This window comes from Paludisphaera rhizosphaerae, from assembly GCF_011065895.1.
Classification (GTDB): domain Bacteria; phylum Planctomycetota; class Planctomycetia; order Isosphaerales; family Isosphaeraceae; genus Paludisphaera; species Paludisphaera rhizosphaerae.
On sequence record NZ_JAALCR010000049.1, the window covers coordinates 1 to 13,739 of the forward strand.

7 protein-coding genes and 1 pseudogene are annotated in these 13,739 nt (G+C 65.9%); 7 read left to right on the forward strand and 1 reads right to left on the reverse strand.

Annotated elements, in window-relative coordinates; all coding sequences use genetic code 11:
- Positions 1 to 2,736: pseudogene (locus tag G5C50_RS33075) on the reverse strand (hypothetical protein); the annotation flags it as partial.
- A 1,169-nt stretch (positions 2,737 to 3,905) separates the two neighbouring features.
- On the opposite strand from G5C50_RS33075, the gene G5C50_RS30235 reads away from it, so the two are divergent.
- The 7 genes from G5C50_RS30235 to G5C50_RS30265 all read left to right on the forward strand — a co-directional run bounded on the left by G5C50_RS30235 (position 3,906) and on the right by G5C50_RS30265 (position 13,738).
- Positions 3,906 to 4,889 (forward strand): hypothetical protein, encoded by a 984-nt coding sequence (locus G5C50_RS30235; protein WP_206107921.1) that lies wholly within the window; start codon positions 3,906 to 3,908, stop codon positions 4,887 to 4,889.
- Positions 4,890 to 5,864: 975 nt separating this feature from the next.
- Complete coding sequence (locus G5C50_RS30240) at positions 5,865 to 7,247, forward strand: tetratricopeptide repeat protein (RefSeq protein WP_165075334.1); 1,383 nt, start codon at positions 5,865 to 5,867, stop codon at positions 7,245 to 7,247.
- 389 nt (positions 7,248 to 7,636) lie between these two features.
- Entirely contained in the window at positions 7,637 to 9,163 is a 1,527-nt protein-coding gene (locus G5C50_RS30245) for a DUF2271 domain-containing protein (RefSeq protein WP_165075336.1), read from the forward strand.
- Between the two features lie 67 nt (positions 9,164 to 9,230).
- Positions 9,231 to 9,785, forward strand: a complete 555-nt coding sequence (locus G5C50_RS30250; RefSeq protein WP_407673628.1) for a PepSY-associated TM helix domain-containing protein — start codon at positions 9,231 to 9,233, stop codon at positions 9,783 to 9,785.
- Positions 9,786 to 9,945: 160 nt separating this feature from the next.
- Positions 9,946 to 10,590 (forward strand): (2Fe-2S)-binding protein, encoded by a 645-nt coding sequence (locus G5C50_RS30255; protein WP_165075340.1) that lies wholly within the window; start codon positions 9,946 to 9,948, stop codon positions 10,588 to 10,590.
- A 3-nt stretch (positions 10,591 to 10,593) separates the two neighbouring features.
- The gene (locus G5C50_RS30260) at positions 10,594 to 12,744 is read left to right on the forward strand and encodes a xanthine dehydrogenase family protein molybdopterin-binding subunit (protein ID WP_165075342.1); all 2,151 of its coding nucleotides are present in this window, start codon (positions 10,594 to 10,596) and stop codon (positions 12,742 to 12,744) included.
- Positions 12,745 to 12,748: 4 nt separating this feature from the next.
- The gene (locus tag G5C50_RS30265; protein WP_165075345.1) at positions 12,749 to 13,738 is read left to right on the forward strand and encodes an FAD binding domain-containing protein; all 990 of its coding nucleotides are present in this window, start codon (positions 12,749 to 12,751) and stop codon (positions 13,736 to 13,738) included.
- Position 13,739 lies beyond the last annotated feature (1 nt).

Sequence of the window (13,739 nt, forward strand, 5' to 3'; positions counted from 1 at the left end):
GCCGTTGTAGAGACCGCCGCCGACGCCGACGCCGCCGTCGCCGCCGTCGCCGCCGTCGCCGTTCTCCACGAGTTGGGTCTTGCCGTTGAAGATCAGCACAATGCCGCCGGAACCACCGACGCCGCCGGACCCGCCCGCTCCGCCGCGGGCGGCATTGCCGGAGAAGGTCGCCCCGCCGACCGCGAGTTGAGTCCCCGAGTAGTAGATTCCGCCGCCTGCAGCAGCCCCGCCGGAGCCGCCGTCAGCTCCATCGGCGGCCGTCGTACCACTGTTGATAGCGAAGTTGCCGGCCCCGCCGCCGCCACCGCCGCCACCGGATCCGGCGAGCGCCGAGGACGTGCTGACAGTGCTATCGGCGAACGAAAGAGGCCCGCCCATGACGTGGACGCCGCCGCCGGTGGCGTCGCCGCCGTGCCCCCCCGCCCCGCCAGGCCCCCCTGCGCCCACAGAGAGGGTTTCGAAGTCGAGAATGCTGACGCCGTCGTTCGCCGCGGAGCCGCCGTTGCCGCCGCTCCCCGCGCCGCCGCCGACGGCCTGAGATCCCGTCACCTGGCTGGAGGAGATCCCAACAGCCCTGCCGGAGGTGAAGACGGCCCCGCCGCGGGCGTCGCCGCCGTCGGCCCCACGCCCGCCGGAGCCGGCATTCCCCCCGACCCCGCCGACGCCGTCGATGATCGGATTGTCGGTGATCGTCGTGTTCGTCGTGACGGTCGTCTGGAAGTCCACGCCGACCGGCACAAGGATGCAGATCTGCACCTGGACATCGATGTGGATGTCCACGTCGACGGTGACGTCGACCGTGTCGAGGAACTGCGCCCCGAAGCCCCCCGCGCCGCCGGATCCGGCGTTGCCGCCGTTGCCGCCGGCGCCCGCGATCGCCTGCGCCGAGGCCAGCGTCGAGTTTGAAATCGACACGATGCCGACGGACTCACTGTTCGAGGCGTACACGGCGCCGCCGTCCGCGGAACCGCCGAGGCCGCCGGCCCCGCCCGATCCGCCGGTCCCGCCGTTGCCCCCCTTGCCGCTTTGATCCGCTGCGAAGACTCCGAACTCGAGCCCATCGCCGCAATCGAGGCACGGTTCGCCCGTGGCGCGGCTCACGATCTCCTCTGAGCCGTCAGCCAGGGAAAGCAGGTCGCACACCTGCTCAGCGCTCACACCGACCGACACATTGACGTTGACCGTTACGTTCACCGTCAACGAGAAGTCGAATCCCGAGCCGCCGGCCCCGGCGTTCCCCCCGGCTCCCGCTGCCGCGCCGGTGCCGGCGATCGCCTGATCCGAGGTCATCTGCGAGGATGCGATCACCACCGACCCGCCGACCGAGTAGATCCCGCCGCCGGCCGTATAACCTCCAGCCCCGCCGTTGCCGCCGTTGCCGCCGCTGCCGCCGTTGCCTCCCGCCCCGCTGACCGGACCGGCGAGGCTGTTGACCACCAGGGAGAAGACAACCTCGAACCGCGAGCCGGAGCCGCCGGCCCCTCCCGCCCCGGCGTTGCCGCCCAGTCCCCCCGGGCCGCCACGAGCCGCATCGGCGGAGATGATGCTGCCGCCGACGGTGAGCCCGCCGTTGGCGACGTAGACGCCGCCGCCCAGCCCGGAACCGCCGGCGCCGCCTGAGCCTCCCGAACCGCCGTCGCCCGCGTCGCCGGCGTTGCCTCCCTGGCTCGTCCCGCTCTTCAGGTTCGATGAGAGCGAGCCGTTGCCGCCGTTGCCGCCGAGCCCGCCGAGTCCGCCGAGCCCGCCCGGCCCGCCCACCGCCTGATTGGACGTAACCAGGGTCCGTACGACGCTGATCGCGCCGCCGCTGAAGTAAACGCCGCCGCCGAAGCTCGAGCCGCCGCCCCCGCCGCCGCCCGCATTCCCGCCGTTCCCGGCGTTGCCGCCGTTGCCGCCTGATCCGGCCTCCGTCAGCGTAAGGGAGCCGTTGCCGCCGTTCCCGCCGGAGCCGCCGGCCCCGCCCGATCCGCCCGGCCCTCCATAAGCGGCGTTGGAAGTCACGGTGCTGTCGGTGAGCGAGAGATCGCCCCCCACGAAGTAGATGCCGCCGCCGAACGCCGAACCGCCGGCCCCGCCCGAGCTCCCGCCCGTGCCGCTGACGCCATTCGTCCCATTGCCGTTGTCCCCGCCGCTGTCAACACCATTGGCGCCGTTCACGCCGGCCGCGCCGATGGTTCCGGGGAGGCCCTTGACCTCGTTTGACGCGACGATCACGTCGGTCAGGCTGAGGTCCGCGTTCTCGGCGTAAATGCCGCCGCCGCGACTGCCGTGCGGCGAACTGTTGATCGCCCGGCCGAGGGTGATCGTCAGACCCGCAATCGAGACGTCGAGCACGGACGCGATCCCGATCCCCGGAGGCGCAGGAGCCGGGGCGATGTCGATGACGCGAGAGTTCAAGTTCGCACTAATCGCCAAACGATTGGACCCCGGCCCGACGATCGAGATGCTCTGCGAGACGACCAACTCGCCGCTGGTCAGGGTGATGGTGTGGCCGACGAGCGAATTGTCGAAAATGATCGTGTCGCCCGAGGCGGCCGCGCCGATCTGGTTCCTCAGCGAGCCGGGCCCGCTGTCCAGGTCGTTGGTGACGACGAGGGTGGCCAGAAGCGTGCGATCTTCAAGGTCCAGCAAGCGCGGACGGAAGCCGGCCCCCGCGCGAGCCCTCGCCTGGCGACGGGCCCGGCCACGAGACTTGGAACTCCGATCCGACCAACGCTGCCTGACGGTTTGGGACATGAGAGGTTCTCCAGGGACACCCGACCGACGCCGGCCGGGCCGCTGCATGCTCGTGTTGGGAACGCTCGCCTTCCCTGGATCGACCGAACGAATCCGAAGCTCGTCCGCCCCCCGGCCCGAGCCCCTTGTCGTGGCTTCGAGTCGAGACCTGTACGCGAGAAACGGGCGGACGACAGCCTCCAAATTCCGCCGGAATCCGTTCGGCGCAGTTGCGGACGGAGCGCATGCGCAGCCGTTCGCTTCGCTCGGTACTTTTCACGGCGATGGCGGCGGCCCCCGACGCGAAGAGATGCGACGGGGACGCCGGCCGACGGCTAGGGCAGTCGTCTCGGTACGGTCGGGATCGGCCTGGAGGGGTGCGACGAAGGCCGTGCCCGACGAGACGTCAGAGAGACTTCAACGAGCAATTCAGGCGACGGCCTCAGAAAAGCGGACCGCCGTCAACTAGCAACACATGCACAGGATTAACATGTCCATTAAATCGAGTCGTATCGCGATTCCAGGGCACAGTTAATCGAGCGACCGGAGCAGAGTCAAACAAAATCCTCATTTCGACTCAAAAATTTACGTTGTTTTCTCGCGACACTTAAAGCGAAGAAAAGCAAACACTCCGAAAGACGCTCCGAGCCCTCCCGTTGCAACCGCGGCCTGAAATAGCGGCAAGCACAAATGCACACAGTCAACCTAAATCAATCTTAATTAGATCAAGTTAGAATACATTTCCATTCATTTCACATCCCACGCGCGACATCAGGCGCACTCTCTTGAAAAGGCGCGTGGCACGGAGCGTGTGAGCCGGCCTGCCGTCGTGAATCGCCGCCTCTTGACCCGCCGCTAACATGGCCGTTTACGCACAACAACACGCGCTGCTTTATTTCACCTGGCGGCCTCAATCGATTGACAATCAGCGGGACGAATCGCGACTGTGCATGTGAGATCGCAGGAACGAAGAACGGCGTCCGACCGCGCCGTCGCCGACCGACGGGACGAGGGACGCGAGAGTCGGAGGGTGGTTGGGGTCCTCGTTCGGGCGCATCAAAGGTGGCAGACGCGGGCGGAGAACGTTTAATCTCGTTCTTAAATAACGATTTTCAGAAATCCATTTACATGAACTTTTGAATGTCCGCGATTCCGTCACGTCGGGATCGCGCGGAGCTTCCTCGATGATGATGTCTAGGTTCAGAGCGTTCGTCCTGGGGCCCTTGGCCTTCGTCGGCGTGCTGACTTCGCACGCCGCGCTGGCCGATTCAATTATCACGGTGGACGTGCCCGGGAGCACCTCCACGACTCTTAACGGGATCAACGACACGGGGGTCGCCGTCGGAAGCTATGACGCGTCGTTCGCAACGCACGCTTTCATCCGTCAACCCGACGGTACGATTAGCACTTTCGACGTGGCCGGAGCCGTGTCCACGTACGGTCAGGGTATTAACAACGCCGGTCTCGTCACGGGCTACTACGACATCGGGGGTGCGTACGTCGGCTACTTGCGAGCGACCGACGGTACGATCACCAGCTTCACCGTGCCGCTCGCATTATCCACTCAGGGTTTCGGCATCAATAATCTAGGGCAGATCGTCGGCACCTATTCGCTCAGCGGCTCGCTCGACTTCCATGGTTTCATTCGCTCGGCCGACGGCAGCAGCTTCACCACATTCGACGCCCCCGGCGCCGTTTGGACTTATGCACAGGGCATCAACGACTCCGGCGTGGTCTCGGGCTTCTACTTCGACGGCGCGGCGTTCCATGGATACCTTCGCGCCACCGACGGATCCTTCACGACGTACGACGTCGTCGCGAGCCCGTTCAGCGCTGGGACGTTCGGCAACGGAATCAACGACCTGGGAACGACGGTCGGATACGTCCTCGATCCCGTCTTCGATAGCAGCGGACCGTTGTTCACAGCCACGGGTTTCGTCCGACAGTCCGACGGTACATACCAGCTCTTCCCAATACCGCCCAGCTATCTGGTTTACGCGATGGATATCAACAACTCGAACCAGATCGTTGGTCAGTACGTCGTCGACGGCGTCACCCACGGCTTCATCACCCAGGCCGTCCCCGAACCGGGCGCCTATGCCATGCTGGCGACCGGCGTAAGCCTCTTGAGCCTTGCCTCCTCCGTCCGCCGACGTCTGTCCTGCCGATCTTGATCTTCATATGTCGTCAGCCTCTCGTGCGGCGGTCGATTCCCCGACCGTCGCCCCGGGACTACGCGGCCGGCGATCCCTGATCGCCGGCCGCACCAATGGCCGTCGACAGACTCTGAGAAGGTTCACTGCGAGCCCGGCGCAAATCGATCCAATCGGATCCTGCGAGGCCCGAGGTCTCCGTTTCAATGTGTGGCGCCGGACCATACTCCAACCGGACGACGAGCCACGAAGTCCGGGGAGATACGGCGACAGGGAGAGCATCGAAGACAGGCTCTGGAATGAGCTTCTGGCTCGCGCGATCTACGTCGACTCCACAGAGGCGAGGGTCCTCATCGAGCGATTGAGAGGATACGGGCAATACCGTCCTCCCGCATCGAGGCCTGGTCTATTGCCCCCCCCTGCCCCCAGGATCTCGGTCGACGCACTGGGCGACTGGCATCGCCCCTGCAGGCGGATCAGCCTTCGTTCCTGAGTCGATCTTTCTCAGATTCCGAGGCAATGCTCACGCTTTAGGACACCGTGAGGTCGCCCAGTCTGCGCCTCGCCGCGTGTTCGCGAATCCACCAGAAGCGATCAAAAGACCTCTGTCGGGTCAAATCGACGGCTGGTACGTTCGTGGGACCTCGTTCTGCTTTACCAGAGCCGACAGCCCGATCCATCGGTCCGCCTTAACGCCTACCTTTGTTGGTTATATTTATTCCTATAAAATATCATATATTTATTTTATACAACCTTCCTTCGGGAAGACGTGACTGCAAAGGACAGGCGAGCGAATCCTCTGCTCGAGGCGTGCAGAAGGAAGGTGACGAATCCGATGGGAGGAACCCCGGAGCCTTGCCCCTTCAGCAAGGTCCACTGACAGATTGCTCGCCGAAAGGCCCCTATTCGCCGGCGGGTCTTGACGAAGCTTTGCCGCAGGAGGACTCTGAACTCGACACATCTTGATCGTCAGCCCGTGACCTGGAGGCGTCCGCGATGGCGAACCTCGACTTGGCGGCCCTGGGATTAAACAGCGGTGTTCTCGTTGAGCTGAGTTGGAACGACGGGCGGGTCGTGCTCTGGACGCCGCTGGCGAGCGACGCAGGTTTTCAATATTGGGACCGCGTGTCCACGGCGCATCGGGGCAAGGTGCATGCGCAGGATGGAATTCACTGGACGGCGGCGACCGCGACGCTGGCGCGGCGGCGGTCGTCGGGCGGGGCGTTCGTCCGACTGCTCGGCAAGCTGACGGGGCGCGACGCAGATGCAGGCTGGGTCATGCCAGACGGCGCGACGGTCGAACGATGTGGAGAGCGAAGGTCCGATCTGGCCTTGGTCTGGACGGCCGCTGATGAGACGCTCGCCGAAGAGCGATTGCGCGGGCTCTGGCCCGGCGACGTCCAGTTTCGACGCTTGGGCGAGCGGCTCGCCCTGGCGTCAGGCATCGACCCCGGGGCGGCGGCCGCGGCGGAGCGTACCCACGTGAACGAAGCCGAGGAACCGGCGGCGACCGCCGTCCGGTTGCTGGAGTCGGCCCGCACCGCCGGGGACCGCCGCGCGGAGGCCACGGCGCTGGCCGACCTGGCAATGCTCTGGGCGAAAGACGAGCCGCAGAAGGCGGTGACGCCTCTGTTCGAAGCCCTGGCGCTGCGCCGGGCTCTGGGCGATCGCGGGGGCGAGGCGGAAGTCCAGGTCGATCTGGGACGCGTCCTGAAAGCCCTGGGGCGGGCGGATGAATCTCGATCGGCCCTTGAGGCGGCGTCTGCCCTCGCGGAGGGATTAACCGACGCCTTCGCGAGGCTCGCGGTTCTCGAGCGCCTCGGCGACGTACTCCTTAAGCAGGGCGATCCGGCGACGGCGACGGCCGTCCTGGCGCGAGCGAGGAAATCGGTTCAGGCGATCGGCGATCGTCGACATGAGGCTCGACTTCTCTGGCTTCAGGCGGCCGCGTGGGCTGAGTCGGGTCGGCCTGACCTGGCCCTAACGACCGCGGAGGAATCAACGAGTCTGCTGCGGGCCTCCGGCGCGGCGGAGGCTGATTGGTATGCAGCCCAGTTGCAGCGGTATCGATCAGAGGCTTTGGGGTCTGCGCCAGCGACCAGACCGATCGACGCAGGCGTGGCGATGGGGCTGGCCGAGCCGTCAACACACGTCGCCGGGGATCCAGGAATCTTCCGGATGGCCCTCTCAGCGAGCCGAGCAATGGCGACCTTTCTCGGTACAGGAATGAAGACGACGACCGTCGAGGAACAGCGCGTTCGAATCGCAACATGCCAGTCCTGCGTCCATCACACGGGGTTGCGGTGTCGGATCTGCGGCTGCTTCACAAGTCCAAAGACGGCGCTCCCCCACGAACGATGCCCCATTGGACGCTGGTGATTCCCTCCTTCTCATGGAGAGCGATGCGCCAGGCTGTCTCGTCGCATCTCAAACGCAACAACATATATAGATGAGACGTTCGATGTACGGCTCGACTTCGAGGGCCTCGAAAAAATACGGAGCAGCGGTCGAAAATCACGGGGCCTCAGCCCGCTGGATCGACGCTAATTTGCTGGAGACGCTGGCCGATCCATCCCAACACGGGTAGACTCCACGCTCCCTCATTCTATGATTCAAGCACTGTCTTTCGAGGCGGTTAGACGCCCAATTCACGTCCATTCGCCCCCGCTCCGTCGGGAGAGGCGGTGGACTTGAAATTCTCAGGACGTCAACATCCGTACCCGTGCGGGTGCGAACCCCTCGACCGGTATTCTGGAGCCCCCTCACTCATGCCTCGTCTCGCCGCGAGCCTCGTTCTGAGCCTCATGTTCCTCCGCGCGGCGGTCGCCGGCGACTACATCTTTCGCCACGACGACGTCATGGGGACCTCGCTGGACCTGACCGTCCGCGCCGACGACGAGGCCGCCGCCCGTCGAGCCGAGGACCGCGCGCTTCGCGAGATCGACCGCCTCACGGCGATCCTCAGCAACCACGACGCCTCCAGCGAGTTCCGCCGCTGGCAAGCGGACAGGGGAGGATCGTTCAAACTCTCGCCCGAATTGATCGAGGTGCTCACCGCCGGCGAAATCTGGCGCGAGCGAAGCGGCGGCGCGTTCGACCCTCGCGTCCAGATCTTTTCCCAACTCTGGTCCGAAGCCGCACGCCGTAACCAGCCCCCGACGGTTGCCGAGCGCAACGCTGCAAAGGCACGCGCAACCGGCCCGGCCTGGCGACTTGATCCCATCGCCGGACTCGCCGAACGCCTTTCCACAGCGCCGCTAACTCTTGACGCCATCGCCAAGGGATACATCGTTGAGAAGGCGTGCAACGCGGCGACGGCCGGAGATCCAGCAGTCCACGGGGTCGTTCTAAACGTCGGCGGCGACATGCGCGTGCAGGGCGACGTTGAGCAACAGGTCGCCGTCGCCGGCCCCCGCCTCGGCTCCGAGACGACCGAGCCCCTGGCGAGGATCATGGTCAAGAATCGAGCCGTCGCCTCCAGCGGCCGGAAGCACCGAGGATACCAGATCGAGGGCCGTTGGTATTCGCACATCATCGACCCAAGGACCGGCGACCCAGTGGAAGGTGTACTCGCGGCCTCGGTGATCGCTGAACGTTCGGCCGACGCGGACGCCCTGGCCACGATCCTCAACGTCCTCCCCCCCGACGACGGCCTGCGTCTCGTCGAGTCCCTGCCGAACACGGCTTGCCTCATCGCCGCCGCCGACGGCCGAATTCTCCGCAGCGCCGCGTGGCTGGCTTTCGAGCCGCAGACGCCCGAAAAGCCCGCCGCCGATGCGAAGGCCGCCGATGCGAAGGCCGCCGACAGTTGGGGGGACAAGAACGAACTGCTGGTTCGGTTCACCATCAACCGCCCCCAGGAGCAGCGGAGATACCGTAAGCCTTACGTCGCGGTCTGGGTTGAAGACGATAATGGAACCGTGTACCGGAACCTGGTCTTCTGGGTTTCTTCGGGCGGCCCTGGGCCGTTCCGCTGGCTCCCCGATTTGAAGCGATGGCACTCGGACGTCATGTCGCGCACGAAGACGACCAAGTACGACCCGTTCGTGATCGCCCAGCCGACTCGCGCTCCTGGCGATTACTCGATCGCCTGGGACGGCAAGGACGACAAGGGCGCCGCCGTACCGCCGGGCGAGTACACCATTCTTATCGAGGCCGTCCGCGAGCATGGGGGATACGGCCTCATCCGCCAGAAGGTCAAACTGGGCGACGAACCATTCGTGAAGGAACTGAAGGGGAATGACGAGATCAAGTCCGCCTCGCTCGAATACCGACCCCGCGGGACCGGCCGATGATCGGCGTCCCTCCCCGTCTCGCTCCTCGTCGCATACTCGACGTCTCTCCCACCGGCTGGCAGCCCCCATCCGCTGGCTTCATACTTATCTGTCGATGTTCGGCTTGGTCGCCGTCCTCTTCTTCAGCGTCACCGGAATCACGCTGAATCATCCCCACTGGTTTTACGATGGAGTGGCGACGACCGTCGAATCCGAGGGGCGCGTCGACCCGAATCTCCTGGAAGGGGACGTCAACAAGCTGGAGGTCGTCGAGCATCTCCGTCGCGAACACGGCCTCCACGGGACCCTGGCGTCGTTCACGACGGAAGAAGACGAATGCGTCGTCACCTTCAAAGGTCCGGGCTACTCGGCCGACGCTCTCATCCGACGCCCTCATGGGTCTTATCGCATCACTGAGCAGCGCCACGGGCTGGTCGCCCTAATCAACGACCTGCACAAAGGGCGTGACACTGGGCCGATCTGGTCGGCGGTGGTCGACGTCTCGGCCGTCCTGATGGCCGTGGCTTCGGCGACGGGTCTGCTGCTGCTCTTTTACATTAAACGCCGCCGGACCATGGGGTTGTTGGCGGCCCTGGTCGGCGCCGTGGTGCTCGCTGTCGTTTTCTTCCTCGGCGTTCAATAGACCGAAATCAGTGGCTCGCCGCTTGCCTCCGGCCTCGCACAGCCGCACAATGTGGGGCGACTGGCCGGTCGCCGGCCCCTTCCCAGGGGGCCGGGAGATGCCACCTCATCCGGCCGGACGAACATGCTCTGCGCCTTGATCCCCCCAGGGAGGAGCCTCCATGGCAGAGAACGACTCCAGGTCTCCCAATGGGCCTGGCGACCACAGCCGGCGGAACTTTCTGCGCGGATCGGGACTGGCGGCCGCCTCGGCCGTTCTGACAAGCCAGGCCACCGCCGCACTCGCTGAGGCTGAGGCCCAGGTCGCGTCGGCCGAGCCGCAGGTCCTCTCGGGCGACGTGAACCTGACCTTGATGGTCAACGGCAAGGACATGTCTTGCGTCGTTGAGCCTCGCAGCACGCTGCTCGACACGCTGCGGAACCGTCTCGACGTGACCGGCCCCAAGCGCGTCTGCGACCGCGCCAGCTGTGGCGCCTGCACCGTCATTCTTAACGGCGACCCGGTCTACTCGTGCACCACCCTGGCCGTCTCCTGCCAGGGCAAGAAGATCGAGACGGTCGAGAGCTTCGACACGGGCGAGAACGGCGTCCCTCACGCCTTCCACCAACACGACGCCCTCATGTGCGGCTACTGCACGCCCGGCTTCGTCACCGCCTGCAAGGCGTGGCTCGACCGACACCCGGGTAAGGAGCCCACGCTCGAAGACGTCAAACGCGGGCTCGACGGCAACATCTGCCGCTGCGGAACCTACATCGGCGTGTTCGAGGCCGCACTGGCGGTCGCGAAGAACCAGAAAGGAGTCTGACCCATGGCCGCGTGGCCCGAATCCACCCGACTGATCGGCTCCTCCATCCCTCGGCTCGACGGTCTGGCCAAGGCCTCCGGAAGAGCCAAGTACCCCTCGGACATTCGCCCCGAAGGCATGCTCTTCGGTGTGATCCTCTCCAGCCCCTACGCCAGCGCGAAGGTCAAGTCGATCGACCTGGAGCCGGCCCGGAAGATGCCTGGCGTCAAGGCCGTCCTCGCGATGGCCCAGCCCGGCGAGACGACGATCTACTATCAGGGACAGGAGATCGCCGCGGTCGCCGCCGAGACCGAGGAAAAGGCTCGCGACGCCGCCCGCGCGATTAAGGTCGAATACGAGATCCTCCCCCACGTCGTCACCGAGCGCCAGTCGTCGGCTCCCGACGCTCCGAAGGTCTTCAACAACGGCAACTACCGCGCGGGCCGCGCCCAGACCGCCGGCAAGCCCGACGAGGCCATGCAGAAGGCCGACGTCGTGATCGAGGCGACCTACGAGCTCCCGGTCATCACCCACGTCTGCCTGGAGCCCCACGGGCTGACGGCCGAGTGGAAGGGCTCGGACTCGATCACCGCTTACGCCAGCACCCAGTCGGTCATGACCGTGGCCAACGACATGGTGCAGACCTTCGGCGTCCCCGCCTCAAACGTCACGGTGTTGACCGAGGTGATGGGGGGCGGTTTCGGCTCCAAGTTCAACGCCGACGCCTGGGGGATCGCCGCCGCCAGGCTCGCCAAGGACGCCGGCCGACCGGTCCGGATGTTCCTCGACCGGGCGCAGGAGCACATGATCGCCGGCAACCGCCCCAGCGCGAAGGCCCACGTCAAACTGGGCGCGACGGCCGACGGTAAACTCGCCGCGATGATCGCGGAGACCTCGGGCACCGGCGGCCGCAGCCCGTCGAACTTCCCCCTGCCCTACGTCTATCACGTCGCGAATCGGTCGAGAACTCACACCGAGATCTCCGTCAATTGCGGCGGCGCCCGCGCGATGCGAGCCCCCGGACACCCCCAGGGGTGCGCCGTGATGGAAGCGGCGATGGACGACCTGGCTGATAAGCTGGGGATGAACCCCCTGGAGTTCCGGCTCAAGAACCTGGCCGAGACCGATCCAGTCGGCGGCGGGATCAACCGGACGGAGCTCTACCATGAGCAGATCGAACGCGGCGCCAAGCTGATCGGCTGGGAGCGGTGGAAGCCGCGCGGCCAGAACGGCGACGGACCGATCGTCCGCGGCCTGGGGATGGCCCTGCACCAGTGGGGAGGCGGCGGCGCCCAGGACAAGCAGGTCGCCTGCATCATCAACCCTGACGGCTCGGTTGAACTCCGAAGCGCCACCCAGGACATCGGCACCGGCGCCCGGACGATTCTGGCGGTGATCGCGGCCGAGGTCCTCGGCCTTGAAGTCGGCCAGATCAAGTCGAACATCGGCAACTCAACGTTCCCGCCGGGCCAAAGCTCGGGCGGTTCGACCACAACGCCGTCGATGGCTCCCCCCTGCCTCAACGCCGTCACACAGGCCCGCGACGAACTCTTCCAGAAGCTCGCCCCGGGACTGAATTGCGCCGTTGACGACCTGACGCTCTCCGGCGGCAAGCTCCTCGTCAAGGGCGAGGAGAAGATGACCTGGGAACAGGCCTGCCGCAAGCTGGGCGTCATGCCGATCAACACGATTGGTCGGTTTGGCCCTGGCCTCTCCTCGATCGGCGTCGGCGGCTGCCAGTTCGCCGAGGTGACCGTCGACATTGAAACCGGCGTGGTTCGCCTGAAGAAGATCGTGGCCGTGCAGGACACCGGCCTGATCCTCGACATGCTGACCTGGAAGAGCCAGATCTACGGCGGCGTCATCGGCGGCCTGAACTACGGGATGTTTGAAGAGCGGATCATGGACGAGGGGACCGGGGTGATGCTCAACCCGGACATGGAGATGTACAAGCTCGCCGGAGCGACCGACATCCCCGAGATCATCGTCGACGCTTACGACACGCCCGAGATGCGTAAGCGAGGCGTCATCGGCGTGGGCGAGCCGCCGACGATCAGCACCGCCGCCGCGATCGGCAACGCCGTGGCCAACGCCATCGGAGTCCGCGTCCCCAAGTGGCCGATGTCCCCCATGAACGTCCTCAACGCCCTGGCGGCCAAAGAAGGGAAGGCCTGAACCGATGAAAGCCTTCGCATATTACAGCCCCACGACCCCCGAGGACGCCGTGAAGGCCCTCGCCGGCCCTGGGACCGTCGAGGCGCTCTCCGGCGGGACCGACCTCATCAGCCGGATGAAGGACTACGTCACGAGCCCCGAAAAGGTCGTCTACCTCAAGGACGTCAAGGCGCTCGCCGGCGTCGAGGAGAAGCTCGACGGGCAGGTCGTGATCGGAGCCGGGACCCGGTTGGCCGACCTGATCGCCGACCCGCTCGTCCGGCAGCGTTATCAGGCGCTCCGGCAGGCGACGGTCGAAGTCGGCACGCCCCAGATCCGCAACATGGCGACCATCGGCGGCAACCTGCTGCAGCGTCCTCGCTGCTGGTTCTTCCGAAACGGCTTCGGCCTGCTCGGAACGAAGGACGGCAAGAGCCTCGTCCGCGAGGGGGACAACCGCTACCACGCCATCTTCTTGACCGAGGGCGACGCTCTTTTCGTCAACCCGTCGAGCCTCGCCGTCCCGCTGATCGCCCTGAACGCCAGCGCCACGATCACCGGCCCTGGCGGCGCCCGGACGATCCCCGTCGAACAGCTCTATCGCGTTCCCAGGACGAACGAGGAACGCGAGTTGACCCTCGCCCCCGGCGAGTTGCTGACCCATGTTACGATCCCGGCCGCCGGCAAGAACGGCATGTACGAGGTCCGTCAGAAACAGGCGCACGACTGGCCGCTGGTCATGACCTCGGTCAACCTGAAAATGAACGGTGACGCGGTCGCCGACTGTCGCGTCGTCCTCTACGGCGTCGCTCCCATCCCCTGGCGATCGGCGACGGCCGAGGCCGCCATCAAGGGGGGCCCGGTCACCCGCGACCGCGCGACGGCCGCCGCCAAGGCGGCCATCGAAGGGGCCAAGCCTCTTTCCATGAACGGCTACAAGCTCGCCCTGGTGCAGACGACCGTCAAGCGCGCCTTGCTCGACGCCGTCGGCGACCGCTACTGGCAGGAGGGCTGAC

Coding starts and splice junctions, on each gene's coding strand:
- G5C50_RS30235 (WP_206107921.1), top strand. CDS start 3,906: ATGTCTAGGTTCAGAGCGTTCGTCCTGGGGCCCTTGGCCTTCGTCGGC.
- G5C50_RS30240 (WP_165075334.1), top strand. CDS start 5,865: ATGGCGAACCTCGACTTGGCGGCCCTGGGATTAAACAGCGGTGTTCTC.
- G5C50_RS30245 (WP_165075336.1), top strand. CDS start 7,637: ATGCCTCGTCTCGCCGCGAGCCTCGTTCTGAGCCTCATGTTCCTCCGC.
- G5C50_RS30255 (WP_165075340.1), top strand. CDS start 9,946: ATGGCAGAGAACGACTCCAGGTCTCCCAATGGGCCTGGCGACCACAGC.
- G5C50_RS30260 (WP_165075342.1), top strand. CDS start 10,594: ATGGCCGCGTGGCCCGAATCCACCCGACTGATCGGCTCCTCCATCCCT.
- G5C50_RS30265 (WP_165075345.1), top strand. CDS start 12,749: ATGAAAGCCTTCGCATATTACAGCCCCACGACCCCCGAGGACGCCGTG.